Genomic DNA, 12,860 nt, shown 5'->3' with positions numbered 1-12,860 from the left:
GCACTCACCGCGCCTTCCAGACCGGGGCGCGCTTCTCCGCGAACGCCCGCGGCCCCTCCTTGGCATCCTCGGATTTCAGCAACGTGGTGAATTCCCTTGCGGTACGGGCCCAGCCGGGTTCCTCACCGGGAATGGCACCGTCGTCGACGCCGTAGGCGATCCGTTTGCTGGCCCGCACCGACAGCGGTGCGTTGCCGGCGATCTGCTCGGCGAACTCGAGGGCGACGGCGAGCGCGGTGCCGTCGTCGACGACCCGGTTCACCAGGCCCCAGCGCGCAGCGTCCGCCGCCGAGATCGGGTCCCCGGTGTAGAGCAGTTCCAGGGCGACCTTGCGCGGCAACTGCTCAACGATGCGGAACACCCCACCCGCCCCGGCGATCAGACCGCGCTTGACCTCCGGCAGGCCGAACTGCGCACGCTGCTCGGCGATCACCAGGTCGCTGGCGAGCGCGATCTCGGTGCCACCGCCCAGGGCGGTGCCGTTGACCGCGGCGATGATCGGCTTGTCGATGAAGTGCTGCACGTAGCCGGCGAATCCCCACTCGGGATGTTCCGGATGGTAGATGTTCTCACGGTTGGCGATCGCCTTGAGATCGGCTCCGGCGCAGAAGGATTTGTCGCCGGCGCCGGTGATGACCACCGCACGCACAGCGTCGTCGTCCTGGGCGTGCGCAAGCGCGTCACCGATCCCCGCGCTGACCGCACCGTTGACCGCATTGCGCGCCTCGGGGCGGTTGATCGTGATGACCAGTACGTTGCCGGTCTGCTCGACCAGGACGGCGGGCGCATTCACAGCAGCTCCAAAATGGTGGCGTTGGCCTGTCCGCCGCCCTCGCACATGGTCTGCAGGCCGTACCGAATCCCGTTGGCGCGCATGTGGTAGAGCATCGTGGTCATGATCCGGGCACCGGACGCGCCGAGCGGGTGCCCCAGTGCGATCGCCCCGCCGTTGGGGTTCAGCTTCTTCGGGTCGGCTCCGATCTCGGCCAGCCAGGACATCGGCACCGGGGCGAACGCCTCGTTGACCTCGAACACCCCGATCTCATCGACGCTCAGCCCGGACCGTTGCAGCGCCTTCTGCGTGGCCGGGATCGGGCCGGACAGCATCATCACCGGGTCGGAACCGGCCAGGGTGGCGGTGTGCACCCGGGCGATCGCGGTGAGCCCCAGGGCTTTCGCCTTGTCGGCGGACATGAACAGCAGCGCCGCCGACCCGTCGGAGATCTGGCTGGAGTTGCCGGCGTGGATCACCCCGTCCTCTTTGAAGGCGGGCTTCAGCTGTGCCATCTTCTCCATGGTGGTGCCGCGGCGGATGCCCTCATCCTTAGTGACGACGCCGCCGTCGTCGTCCTTGATCGCGACGATCTCGTCGTCGAAGGCACCGGAATCCTGTGCTGCGCCGGCCTTCTCATGGGAGGCCAGCGAGAACTCGTCGAGCGCGGTGCGGTCCAGTCCCCACTGGGCGGCCATCATCTCCGCGCCGAGGCCCTGGTTGGGGGTCTGGGCGTAGCGCGCCTTGAACGCCGCCGGGTAGGGCCGGCCGCCATTGGCAAGCGACGAGCCCATCGGGGTGCGCGACATCGACTCCACTCCCCCGGCGACGACGACGTCGTAGTGCCCGGCGACCACCCCGGCGGCGGCGAAGTGCACCGACTGCTGACTCGACCCGCACTGGCGATCCACCGTCACACCCGGCACCGACTCCGGCCAGCCCGCGGTAAGCAGCGCGGTGCGACCGACGTCCAGCGCCTGCTCGCCGGCCTGCATGACGCAGCCCCAGATCACGTCGTCGACCAGTTCGGGGTCCACCCCGGCGCGCTGCACCAGTCCGTTGAGCACCTGGGCGGACAGTTCGGCCGGGTGAATCCCGGACAGTCCGCCGTTGCGCTTCCCGATCGGTGAGCGGACCGCTTCGACGATGACGGCTTCGGCCATGGGCATTCTCCTTCGGGGATCCGGACTCGTGCGTCGATTGTGGGTCAAGCAGTGGCGGGCGTCACTACAGGGTGACCAGATGCCTCGCGTCCGCTCCTCGCACGGCATGCTGGGCCACCGACCGATCGAAGGTCACGAACCGCCCGCCGTTCGCCACGGCCAGCGCCAACAGATACGCATCGGTCACCTGCTTCGAGCCGTGCAGTCGCGAGCGGTCGATGACCGCGGGGTTCGCAATACTGACCGTGCAGGGCCAGAACTCGTGATGCACGGTCTGGGTGGCGCCAGACAGCAGGTCGATCGCGCGACTGGGCGAGATCGGACTGGGATAACGGGGCTGGCTGATGATTCGAACGAAGCCGTTCTGGGTGATCGCGCAGGACGCCCAGCCGTGCGCAATCTCCTCAACGATCCAGCTGCGGGCACGATCATGGTCGATGTGATCGGTGTCGAGCAGGGCCAGCACCACGTTGACGTCGAGGAGCGCACGCATCCGATCAGATCGCTTCGTCGTCGCGCAGTCGGTCGATCAATGCGTTCGAAACGGCTCCGCCGCGATGCGGCAGGGGCTCGAATCCGAAGAATGCGTCAACCTCGGGTGACGGTGATTCGGGGCGTCGACCGGTCAGCGCCTGACGGGCCAGGTCGGAGAGCACCTGCCCCACCGTCCGCTTCTCCCGAGCGGCCCGTTCCTTCACGGCGAGCAGCACGTCGTCATCAATCGACAGTGTGGTGCGCATGCATCTGATGCTAATGCATCACCGACGCTCCTGCGGGCTGCCGGATATGCCGTGAAGCGGAAGTCCGTCGAACCGCAGCCGTCGTGCTGGCCGCGTACCGTCGCGACCATGGCACGCATCATCGTCTTCGGCGGACACGGCAAGGTGGCCCTGCTGCTCAGCCGCATCCTGACCGAACGCACCGACGAGGTCAGTTCTGTGTTCCGCAACCCAGATCACGCCGTGGAGGTGGCGGCGACCGGCGCCACTCCCGTCGTCGCGGATATCGAGCAGCTCGACACCACCGCGCTGGCCGACCTGCTGGCCGGCCACGATGCGGTGGTGTTCTCCGCCGGCGCCGGGGGCGGCAACCCGGCCCGCACCTACGCGGTGGACCGCGACGCCGCCATCCGCACCGTCGACGCGGCCGCGCAGGCCGGGGTCAGCCGGTTCGTGATGGTGTCCTACTTCGGCGCCGGACCCGATCACGGCGTGCCGGAGGACAACAGCTTCTACCCGTATGCGCAGGCAAAGGCCGCCGCCGACGCCCACCTGCGGGCGAGCGGGCTGGACTGGACAGTGCTGGGACCGAGCCGCCTCACGGTGGAGCCGGCGACCGGCCGGATCGCCGTCGGCTCGGGCACCGGCAAAGGCGAGGTGTCCCGGGGCAACGTCGCCCTGGTGATCGCCGCGGCGCTGGCCGACGACACGACGATTCGCCGCACGATCGAGTTCAACGACGGCGACGTCCCCATCGCCGCAGCGCTGGCAACTGACAGGTAGCCTAGGGATTGCAGCTGGTCTGTCGGCAATGTCACTTCGACGATGTCGACATCGAGCGACGCATGTACGTCATGTGTCGCAAGAGGGAACCCGGTGAGAATCCGGGACTGTCCCGCAGCGGTATGCAGGAACGACCGCCGTCAAAGGCACTGGTCAGCGGGTTATCCGAGACTGGGAAGCGACGGCCATTAGGGGCACCGACGGTGCGCGCCTGCGAGTCCGAAGACCTGCCAGTTGTGCTGGGCGCGCCGCGCCCAGCGGATCGTCGCCTCGCGGAATGGGCGTCTGGTTTAGAGGGTTGTAGTGCTGTAAATTGCACGCAACCCCAATGGCTGGACGGCCGCTGGCGGTGACCACCCTCGTCAATTGAAGGATCAACCGTGACCGTTCAACCGTTTACCGCCACCGTCGTCGGGTCCCCACGCATCGGGCCGCGCCGCGAACTCAAGCGCGCCACCGAGAGCTACTGGGCCGGCCGGATCGACCAGGCTGAGCTGCAGAAGGTCGCCGCCGGCCTGCGCCGCGACACCTGGGCGCAGCTGGCCGCCGCCGGATTGGACTCGGTGCCGGTCAACACGTTCTCCTACTACGACCAGATGCTGGACACCGCGGTGCTCCTCGGGGCGCTCCCGGCGCGAGTCGCCGGTGTCGCCGACGAACTGGATCGCTACTTCGCGGCCGCCCGCGGCAACGCCGACATCGCCCCGCTGGAGATGACCAAGTGGTTCGACACCAACTACCACTACATCGTCCCGGAGATCGGCCCGGACACGAAGTTCGCCCTGAACCCGGCCAAGGTGCTCGCTGAGCTCAAAGAGGCGCAGGGCCAAGGCATTCCGGCCCGCCCGGTGATCATCGGCCCGGTAACGTTCCTGCTGCTGAGCAAGGCTGTCGACGGCGCCCCGGCCCCGATCTTCCGCCTCGACGAGCTGGTCGACGTCTACGCCGACCTGCTGGGCAAGCTGGCCGACGCCGGCGCCGAGTGGGTGCAGATCGACGAGCCGGTGCTGGTCACCGACATCTCCGACGCGGCTCCGGCCCTGGCCGAGCAGGTCTACAACCGCCTCGGCGCACTGAGCAAGCGGCCGGCGATCTTCGTCGCCACCTACTTCGGCGACCCGGGCGCCGGTCTGCCCGCACTGGCCCGCACGCCGGTCGAGGCGATCGGCGTCGACCTGGTCTACGGAGCCGACACCGCAATCGCATCGGTGCCCGAGCTGGCCGGGAAGACGCTGGTCGCCGGGGTGGTCGACGGTCGCAACATCTGGCGCACCGACCTGGAGGCCGCACTGGCCAAGCTCGCGACACTGCTGGGATCGGCTGCGGCGGTTGCGGTGTCGACGTCGTGCTCGACGCTGCACGTGCCCTACTCGCTGGAGCCCGAGACCGGCCTGGACGACGCGCTGCGCAGCTGGCTGGCGTTCGGCGCGGAGAAGGTTCACGAGGTGGCGACCCTGGCCCGCGCCCTGCGCGACGGGAGGGACGCGGTGGCCGACGAGATCGCCGCGTCCAATGCCGCCGTCGCGTCACGCAAGTCGGACCCGCGGCTGAACAACGCCGCACTGCGGTCCGAGATCGCGGCGATCCGTGCCGCCGGCACCCACCGCGGGTCGGCCGAGGCTCGCCGCGCCGCGCAGGACGAGCGGCTGCACCTGCCGCCGCTACCGACCACCACCATCGGCTCGTTCCCGCAGACCGTCGAGATCCGCAAGGCCCGCGCCGCACTGGTCGCCGGGGAGATCGACGAGGCCGAGTACACCCGGCGGATGAAGGCGGAGATCGCCGACGTCATCAAGCTGCAGGAGCAGCTCGGCCTGGACGTGCTGGTGCACGGCGAGCCGGAGCGCAACGACATGGTGCAGTACTTCGCCGAGCAGCTGGACGGCTTCTTCGCCACCGCCAACGGCTGGGTGCAGTCCTACGGCAGCCGCTGTGTGCGTCCGCCGGTGCTCTACGGCGACGTCACCCGCCCGCACCCGATGACGGTCGACTGGGCCGTCTACGCGCAGTCGCTGACCGACAAGCCGGTCAAGGGCATGCTGACCGGTCCGGTGACAATCCTGGCGTGGTCGTTCGTCCGCGACGACCAGCCGCTGGCCGACACCGCCTACCAGGTGGCGCTGGCGATCCGCGAGGAGACGGTGGACCTGGAGAAGGCCGGCATCGCGGTGATCCAGGTCGACGAGCCGGCGCTGCGCGAGCTGCTGCCGGTGCGCGACGCCGACAAACCAGCGTATCTGGACTGGGCCGTCGGCTCGTTCAAGCTGTCGACGTCCGGGGTGTCCGACGCGACCCAGATCCACACCCACCTGTGCTACTCGGAATTCGGTGAGGTCATCGGTGCGATCGCCGATCTGGACGCCGACGTCACCTCGATCGAGGCGGCCCGCTCACACATGGAGGTGCTAGACGACCTCAACGCGATCGGGTTCTCCAACGGGGTCGGCCCGGGTGTCTACGACATCCACTCGCCGCGGGTGCCGTCCACCGCGGAGATGGCCGAATCGCTGCGTGAGGCACTGGAAGCCGTTCCGGCGCAGCGCCTCTGGGTGAACCCGGACTGCGGCCTGAAGACCCGTCGGGCTGAAGAGGTCAACGCTTCGCTGGCCAACCTGGTCGCCGCCGCGAAGGAGGCCCGCGCCAGCGTGTAACCGCGCGAGTACGGCGAAGGCCCCCGAAACCGCCTGGTTTCGGGGGCCTTTGCTCAGGGCACGGTCACGACGCCCAGTTGGCGGCCACCTCGATCAGCTGCAACTCGTTGGCGTGCACGGCATCCGGGTCGACCCCGTAGTTCGGCGGATACAGGATCGCCCAGTCGACGACGCCGTCGTAGCGGCGCAACTGCTCGGCGACGTCTTCTTGCGTGCCGAACACCGCCCGTTCCTCCACCATCGCCTCACCCGCCGCGATCACGCCGGCCGCATCACCGCGCATGACGGCATCCCGCGCGGCGACCCGCTCGGCGGCGAACTGACCATTCGGGAACAGCGCGTCGTAACCCTTCGGCGTCGAGTAGAAACCGACCTGGGCGGCGGCGTCCCGGCGGGCCGCGGACCGGTCGGCACCGGCCGACGCCACGATCTGCGTCGTCATCAACAGCTGCCCAAGGTCGCGGCCCGACCGCAGCGCGCCCCTGGCGAGCAGCGGGGGCGCGACGTCGCGCAGGTAGTCCGCGGAAGCGATGGTGTGCCCGACGAATCCGTCCGCGCACTCCCCGACCACGCCGACCATGTGCTCCCCCACCCCGGCCGCGAAGATCGGCATCGTGTCGGGCAGCGCGGTGCGCTCATAGTGCGCCATCGCGACACGGTCGAACCGGCCCTGATAGTGGAACGGGCCATCCCGGTGGGCGATCAGCTGCCGGATCAGGTCGATCCGCTCCCGGACCTGCGGGGCGGGATGGTCCATGGTGGCCCCGTACCAGTCCTGGTTCATCCGGCGGGTGCTGCTGCCGACGCCCAGCACGAAGCGGCCACCCGCGATCGCCTGGATGTCGGATGCCGACGAGGCGAGCGCCAGCGCGGAGCGGGCGAACAGCGGAGTCACGTTGGTGCCGACGATCGCCTGCTCCGAGGCGGCCGCGAATGCCGCGGCCCGGGTGAGGCTGCTGCGGTTGTAGTAGTCGATCGTCCACAGCGAGTGCACGCCGGCGCGGTCGGCCGCCCGGACGATCTTCAGTGCCTCGGCAGGGTTCTCGTCGATGACCACCAGCCCGATCTTCATCGCGTACGCCCTCAGTTCTGGGCCGAGGGGAAGCGCGGCGGGCGCTTCTCGCGCAAGGCGGTGTAGCCCTCCACGACGTCCGGGCCGAGGAAGGTCAGCATCTCGTAGGCCGCGGACTGGTCGAAGGTGGGACCGGCGCTGCGCAGCCAGTTGTTCAAGGCGCGCTTGGTCAGCCGGATCGCCTGCTGCGCCCCGGTCGCCAGAACATCGGCGACACGCAGCGCCTCATCGAGAACCTGTTCGCGGGGAAGGGCTTTGGCAACCATGCCGATCCGCTCGGCCTCGGCGCCGGTGATCATCTCACCGGTCAGCAGGTAGTAGCGGGCCTTGGCCATCCCGGCCAGCAGCGGCCAGATGATCGCGGCGTGGTCGCCGGCCGCGACGCCGAGTTTGACGTGCCCGTCACCGATCTTGGCATCCTCGGCGACGATCGCGACGTCGGCCAGCAGTGCGGCGACCGTTCCGGCGCCCACGGCCACGCCGTTGATCGCGGACACGATCGGCTTCTCACAGTTGATGATTCCGTACACCATGTCGCTCATCTCTTTGAGCATGTGGGTGACCCGGTCGTAGTCGCCGGCCATCCGTTCCACCATGGCCAGGTCGCCGCCGGCGGAGAAGGCCTTGCCCGCACCGGTGATGACGGCGACCCGGGTCTCGGGGTCCGCCGACACGTCGTTCCAGACCCGAGCGAGTTCGCCGTGCATCTCCTCGTCGGCGGCGTTGTACTTCTCCGGCCGGTCGATCGTGATGAGCAGAACGCCGTTGGCACGACGCGTGAACGTCAACTGGCGGTAGTCCTCGTACGTCATCGTGACTCTCCTCGTGGGTTGCGTCAGCCAGGGCTTGTGCAGCCCAACCGTCGGAACATATTATCGACCCTCAAGTCGAATAATCAAGTAATCGGTCGGCATCTTCTTCAAGGTCCACCACGCATCCGGGAGGCACCCGTGGAACTCAACGACAAGCTGGCACTGGTGACCGGCGCCGCGTCGGGGATCGGCCGCGCCACGGCCGTCACACTGGCGAAAGCCGGCGCGAAGGTCGCCGCGGTCGACCGAGACCCTGACGGTCTGAGCGAGACCGTGCGCGCCATCGGAGAGCGAGCCTCGGCTCATTGCGTCGACCTGTCCGAGCCCCGGGCGATCCTGGCCCTGCGCGACGAGGTCATCGGCGCACACGGCGTGCCGGACATCATCGTCAACGCCGCCGGCTTCGACCGGGTGGAGCCGTTCATGGACAACGACGACGCGCTGTGGGAATCACTGGTCGCGGTGAACTTCCTCGGCCCCGTCCGGCTCACCCATGCGTTCCTGGAGCGTGCGCTCGCCGAGGAACGCACCGTCAAGATCGTCAACATCGCCAGCGACGCGGGACGGGTCGGCAGCCTCGGTGAGACGGTGTACGCCGGCACCAAGGGCGGCGTCATCGCGTTCACCAAGTCACTGGCACGTGAGATGGCGCGCCACCGCATCAACGTCAACTGTGTCTGCCCCGGGCCGACCGACACCCCGCTGTTCGCGACGCTGCCGGAGAAAGTCCGGACCGGCCTGATCCGGGCGATCCCGTTCCGTCGGCTGGCCACGCCCGACGAAATCGCCGACGCCGTGCTGTTCTTCGCCTCGGACTACGCGAACTACATCACCGGCCAAGTGCTCAGCGTCAGCGGCGGCCTGACCATGGCCGGCTGAGCGGCGGGCGTCAGACGCCCAGGCTGAACATCCGGGCCGCGGTGTCGACGACCGCCTCCCGCAGCTCAACCCGCTTTGCCTCCGGCAGCGATGGGCGAATCCACAGCGGCGACTGGTTGAGCACGCCGTAGAGGCAGTGCAGCGCAACGTCGGGGTCCGGGCAATCGAACTCCCCCGCCGCGACGCCCGCCTGCACCACACGACGGAAGATCGCGTCGTGGCGGCGTCGACTGTCCTTGATGATCCCCTCGAACGACGCGGGCCAGGAGGTCGGCCAGGAGAACACGGCGGCAACCTCAGGGGCGGTGTCGGTGAGGATGTGGATCTGCTCGCGGATCAACGCGCGCAGTTGGTCGAGGTGGCTGCTGGTGTCCACGACCTCGAGTTCCGCCTCCAACCGGCTGTTCACATCGACCGTCAGTGCCTCGAGGACCGCGGCGACGAGTTCATCCTTGCCCGAGAAGTAGTGGTACAGGGTGGCTTTGGCGATGTCGGTTCGCTCGGCGACGTCTTCGAGGCTCATCCCCTGATAGCCGTGCCGGGAGAGCAATTCGGTAGCGGTGCGCACGATTTCGGCCTTGCGCCGGTCCCGTCGACGGGCCACCCGTCCCGACGCCCTGGGTTCCGCCGGCACCGACTCAGCCACGTCAACTCCTCGCTTTCGCCGGCGGCAGTGGGGCACCACCCGCCCGCAGGACAACGGTGAGTTTATCCGGAATCGACCGTTGATACATATCCTCGACCGCATGGCCGGTCTCCCGCCACATCGGTCGTATCGTTCAGTACCTCCTGACGACTAGTGTCGAACCGTCGAACCCAGGACAGGAGTAGGCATGGACTTCCACACGATCCGCCATGAGGTGGAGGACGGCATCCTCACCGTCTACCTGGACCGCCCGGACCACCTCAACGCGTTCACCGTCGAGATGGCCGAGGAACTGGAGCACACGTTCACCGCGGTCAATGACGACGACGACGTCCGCGCGGTGATCGTCACCGGATCCGGCCGGGCGTTCTGCGCGGGCATGGACCTGTCGAAGGCCGGCAATGTGTTCGGGCTCGACGGGGACCAGTCGCCGTCGCTGGCCGACATGGCCGACCTCGACGACCCGGCGCTGGCCCGGGTGCGCGACACCGGTGGCCGGGTGACGCTGGCGATCTACAACTGCCGCAAGCCGGTGATCGCCGCGATCAACGGTGCCGCCGTCGGCATCGGCGCCACGATGACGCTGGCGATGGATGCCCGCCTGGTGTCGGCCAAGGCGCGGGTCGGGTTCGTGTTCGGCAAGCTCGGCATCGCTCCGGAAGCCTGCTCGACGTGGTTTCTGCCCCGGATCGTCGGCCTGCCAACCGCTTTGGACCTGATGTTCCGTGCGGACATCCTCGACGCGCAGGCCGCGCACGCTGTCGGCTTGGCGCAGGCCGTGTACGAACCGGAGACGCTGATCGCCGAGGCTCGTGCCCTGGCCGACGCCTGGACGAAGAACCGTTCCCCGGTGTCGTTCGCCTTGATCCGGCAGATGCTCTACCGCAACTCCGCCCAGCCGCATCCGGTGGAGGCGCACCGGGTGGACTCGCTGGCGATGTTCTACACCAGCATCGGTGACGGCGCCGAGGGCGTGCAGTCGTTCCTGGAGAAGCGCGACCCGGAGTTCACCGCCCGAGCCTCGGCGATGCCGCCGTTCTACAACGAGTGGGTGCCACGCAGTTAGCGCGACACCCACCCGGGTAGCTACTGCTTGTCGATGCTGAGCGAGCCGGAACCGACCTCGCTGATGTAGATCGGCTTGTTCGCGAACAGCCACGCCCCGCTGTTGAGATTCGCCGGATAGTTGAAGCTCCCGGGGATCACGAACCCGTTCGAGTCCGCCACCGAGGGCGACTCCTCCTTCCCGGTGGTGAACGACCACACCGGCGTTCCGTCGGGCTTGGTGATCTCCACGTGTGTGCCCGCCGGAACCGCGTGGCCGATCGGCACACCGGGGACCAGGGAACTCGGAATCGTGCCGTTGACGCCGCCCGAGTCGAACACCACGTTCACCAGGTGCGGCGCGCCGCCGTTGATGGAGACGTCCAATGAACTCCCCGGCATCCCGTCGACGGTGACCTGCGGTGTCAGCGGGTTCGCACCGAGCTGCAGGTACCCCTGCGACTCGTTGATGAGTGCCCCCTGGCTCAGGTCGCCGGGCAGCGTCTTGATCACGTTCTCCGCGAGATGGTTCGGATCATCGCCGACGCCCCAAACGCCGCCCAACGCGACCCCGTCCGCTCCCTGCACGACATCCACCACAACCGGCCCGCTGACCATCCCGTTGCCGAGATCAACCGTGGTCTTGTACTCGTCGTACTGGTAATACCGGCCGTGTTCGTTCGTTCCCGTCCCGTAGGCCAGTTGACCGTGCCCGATCGGCGCACCGAGACTGCCTAGGTCACCCACATCCTTCTCGGGGATGACCAGGGACGACGATCCGGTGTCGAAGGTGACCGCGATGGTCGGCCCGCCGTTGACCGAGATGAACGTGCTCCTTCCCCACATCGGCATCTGACCCGCCGGCATCGAGCCCTTTGGCAGCAGGTCGCCGAGCGGGCCCGTCGATCCCCGCTCCCCGGCACCGCCGGCCGCACCGGAGTCACCGCCGGCGCCGGTACCCGCGGCGCCCCCGAGTCCCCCGCCGCCGGCCGCGCCGCCGGCGCCGGCAACACCGCCGGTGAAGTTCGCACCGCCCAGGCCACCGTCACCCCCGACCCCGCCTTCGCCACCGGAACCGCTGTGGCCAGCAGTGCCGGCGGATTCGAGGGCGCGACCGGCAGCACCGCCTTCACCGCCGGCACCTCCGCTTCCGCCGGTACCGCCGACGCCACCGGCACCATGGTCGCGAATCCAGTCGCCGTTGCCGCCGGTCCCTCCGGTTCCCCCGGCACCTCCGATTCCACCTTCGCCGCCGTTTCCTGCTGTGCCGAAGTAGGTTTCACCACCATTGCCGCCGGCCCCACCGACCCCGCCGACCGCTCCGGTGTCACCGATCCCGCCCGGGCCGATGACGGCCGCATGGCCGAATCCGCCGGCAGCACCGGCGCCACCCGCACCGCCGTCACCACCGTTACCGCCGCCGCCGTAGAACAGTCCCCCGTGACCGCCGGCACCACCCGCGCCACCGGCGCCGCCGGTACCGTTGCCGACGCCGACGACCCCGGCGCCACCCGCACCGCCGTCGCCGCCGTTGCCGCCATTGCCGCCGTAGAGGCCGCTGTTGCCGCCGGCACCACCCGCACCACCGTGGCCGCCGAATTCACCGTCACCACCGTTGGAGCCGTTGCCGCCATTGCCCCACAGGTATGCCGAGTTGCCGCCATGGCCGACCGCGCCGTTCAGTGGGGTGACCGGGCCGGCCGGAGCCGTGTCGAAGTTCCCGGAACCGGCACCGGCTGTCTCGCCTGAGAGCGGGAGGTCGCCGGTTCCGGCGTTGCCGCCGTTGCCGAGGAAGAAGCCCGCGTTCCCGCCACTGCCCGTCGCGCCGTAGCCGTTGCCGCCGTCGCCGAACAGCAGTCCGGCATTGCCCCCATCGGGATGCGCTGCGGTTCCGTCGGCCCCGTCACCGATCAGGTAGACACCCGCCAGTCGGTTGATGAGACCGTCTTCTCGCTCACCGGCATCGCTGTGCATCCAAGCTTCAACCTCAGAATGCAGCGGCAGGTAGACCGTGTTCTCCACCCACGCACCGAACGAGCCATCGGTCAGAGAACCCAGCGCCACGTCGCTACCGGCCGCCGAACCGGATATTGGGTCGGCCAGGTCGGCAAGCCAGTCCACGGGATCCGCGCCGGCCGCCGGCAAGCCGGTCAGCGCGATGACACCGCAGGCGGCCAGTGCCGCGACAACCGAACCTGCGGCCGGCACCCGGTCATCGAATTGCACACGCCGGGGTTCGCGCTGGACACGCTTCACGCCGGCAACCTCCACGCTCGATCATTAAGTTGAACGCGAAGAATTTATCATATTTCTCTAAGT

Annotated in this window: 12 protein-coding genes and 1 riboswitch; of the genes, 4 read left to right on the top strand and 8 right to left on the bottom strand. The window is 68.7% G+C overall.

The window, feature by feature from the left end:
* Positions 1-4 precede the first annotated feature (4 nt).
* From KIH27_RS14130 to KIH27_RS14115, 4 genes are all read right to left on the bottom strand, one after another.
* Positions 5-793, bottom strand: coding sequence for a crotonase/enoyl-CoA hydratase family protein (locus KIH27_RS14130; RefSeq protein ID WP_214093594.1), 789 nt, complete (start codon positions 791-793; stop codon positions 5-7).
* A complete protein-coding gene (locus tag KIH27_RS14125; protein WP_214093593.1) occupies positions 790-1,935 on the bottom strand; it encodes a thiolase family protein in 1,146 nt (381 codons plus the stop codon). The genes KIH27_RS14130 and KIH27_RS14125 overlap by 4 nt, the downstream gene beginning before the upstream one ends.
* Positions 1,936-1,999: 64 nt before the next feature.
* On the bottom strand, positions 2,000-2,428 hold the full coding sequence (locus KIH27_RS14120; RefSeq protein ID WP_214093592.1) for a type II toxin-antitoxin system VapC family toxin: 429 nt from the start codon (positions 2,426-2,428) through the stop codon (positions 2,000-2,002).
* 4 nt (positions 2,429-2,432) lie between these two features.
* Positions 2,433-2,675, bottom strand: coding sequence for an antitoxin (locus KIH27_RS14115; RefSeq protein ID WP_214093591.1), 243 nt, complete (start codon positions 2,673-2,675; stop codon positions 2,433-2,435).
* 108 nt (positions 2,676-2,783) lie between these two features.
* Between KIH27_RS14115 and KIH27_RS14110 the strand changes: the two genes are divergently transcribed.
* Together KIH27_RS14110 and metE are read left to right on the top strand one after the other, a co-directional pair.
* Entirely contained in the window at positions 2,784-3,437 is a 654-nt protein-coding gene (locus tag KIH27_RS14110) for an SDR family oxidoreductase (protein ID WP_214093590.1), read from the top strand.
* 36 nt (positions 3,438-3,473) lie between these two features.
* Positions 3,474-3,686: riboswitch (cobalamin riboswitch) on the top strand.
* Between the two features lie 131 nt (positions 3,687-3,817).
* On the top strand, positions 3,818-6,088 hold the full coding sequence (gene metE / locus KIH27_RS14105) for a 5-methyltetrahydropteroyltriglutamate--homocysteine S-methyltransferase (protein ID WP_214093589.1): 2,271 nt from the start codon (positions 3,818-3,820) through the stop codon (positions 6,086-6,088).
* Between the two features lie 64 nt (positions 6,089-6,152).
* Here the strand turns inward: metE and KIH27_RS14100 are convergent, their stop codons facing one another.
* Both KIH27_RS14100 and KIH27_RS14095 read right to left on the bottom strand, forming a co-directional pair.
* The gene (locus tag KIH27_RS14100; protein WP_214093588.1) at positions 6,153-7,160 is read right to left on the bottom strand and encodes an LLM class flavin-dependent oxidoreductase; all 1,008 of its coding nucleotides are present in this window, start codon (positions 7,158-7,160) and stop codon (positions 6,153-6,155) included.
* 11 nt (positions 7,161-7,171) lie between these two features.
* On the bottom strand, positions 7,172-7,972 hold the full coding sequence (locus KIH27_RS14095) for an enoyl-CoA hydratase/isomerase family protein (protein WP_214093587.1): 801 nt from the start codon (positions 7,970-7,972) through the stop codon (positions 7,172-7,174).
* Positions 7,973-8,110: 138 nt separating this feature from the next.
* Between KIH27_RS14095 and KIH27_RS14090 the strand changes: the two genes are divergently transcribed.
* Entirely contained in the window at positions 8,111-8,851 is a 741-nt protein-coding gene (locus KIH27_RS14090) for an SDR family NAD(P)-dependent oxidoreductase (RefSeq protein ID WP_307856881.1), read from the top strand.
* A 10-nt stretch (positions 8,852-8,861) separates the two neighbouring features.
* Here the strand turns inward: KIH27_RS14090 and KIH27_RS14085 are convergent, their stop codons facing one another.
* Complete coding sequence (locus KIH27_RS14085) at positions 8,862-9,497, bottom strand: TetR/AcrR family transcriptional regulator (RefSeq protein ID WP_307856880.1); 636 nt, start codon at positions 9,495-9,497, stop codon at positions 8,862-8,864.
* Between the two features lie 187 nt (positions 9,498-9,684).
* Here KIH27_RS14085 and KIH27_RS14080 point away from each other — a divergent pair, with 187 nt between their 5' ends.
* Positions 9,685-10,563 (top strand): crotonase/enoyl-CoA hydratase family protein, encoded by an 879-nt coding sequence (locus KIH27_RS14080; RefSeq protein ID WP_214093585.1) that lies wholly within the window; start codon positions 9,685-9,687, stop codon positions 10,561-10,563.
* Positions 10,564-10,583: 20 nt separating this feature from the next.
* Here the strand turns inward: KIH27_RS14080 and KIH27_RS23195 are convergent, their stop codons facing one another.
* Positions 10,584-12,797: a PecA family PE domain-processing aspartic protease gene (locus KIH27_RS23195; RefSeq protein WP_214093584.1), complete on the bottom strand. Its 2,214-nt coding sequence runs from the start codon at positions 12,795-12,797 to the stop codon at positions 10,584-10,586.
* Positions 12,798-12,860 lie beyond the last annotated feature (63 nt).

The sequence above is a fragment of the Mycolicibacter acidiphilus genome, from assembly GCF_018455725.1.
Taxonomy (GTDB): domain Bacteria; phylum Actinomycetota; class Actinomycetes; order Mycobacteriales; family Mycobacteriaceae; genus Mycobacterium; species Mycobacterium acidiphilum.
The sequence above is the reverse complement of the archived record's forward strand: the minus strand, read 5'-3'. Positions and strand labels throughout refer to the sequence as shown.

What these genes read in the sequence shown, in the direction of transcription:
- KIH27_RS14125 (WP_214093593.1), bottom strand. Translation starts at nt 1,935, where the DNA reads ATGGCCGAAGCCGTCATCGTCGAAGCGGTCCGCTCACCGATCGGGAAG.
- KIH27_RS14120 (WP_214093592.1), bottom strand. Translation starts at nt 2,428, where the DNA reads ATGCGTGCGCTCCTCGACGTCAACGTGGTGCTGGCCCTGCTCGACACC.
- KIH27_RS14115 (WP_214093591.1), bottom strand. Translation starts at nt 2,675, where the DNA reads ATGCGCACCACACTGTCGATTGATGACGACGTGCTGCTCGCCGTGAAG.
- KIH27_RS14110 (WP_214093590.1), top strand. Translation starts at nt 2,784, where the DNA reads ATGGCACGCATCATCGTCTTCGGCGGACACGGCAAGGTGGCCCTGCTG.
- KIH27_RS14100 (WP_214093588.1), bottom strand. Translation starts at nt 7,160, where the DNA reads ATGAAGATCGGGCTGGTGGTCATCGACGAGAACCCTGCCGAGGCACTG.
- KIH27_RS14095 (WP_214093587.1), bottom strand. Translation starts at nt 7,972, where the DNA reads ATGACGTACGAGGACTACCGCCAGTTGACGTTCACGCGTCGTGCCAAC.
- KIH27_RS14080 (WP_214093585.1), top strand. Translation starts at nt 9,685, where the DNA reads ATGGACTTCCACACGATCCGCCATGAGGTGGAGGACGGCATCCTCACC.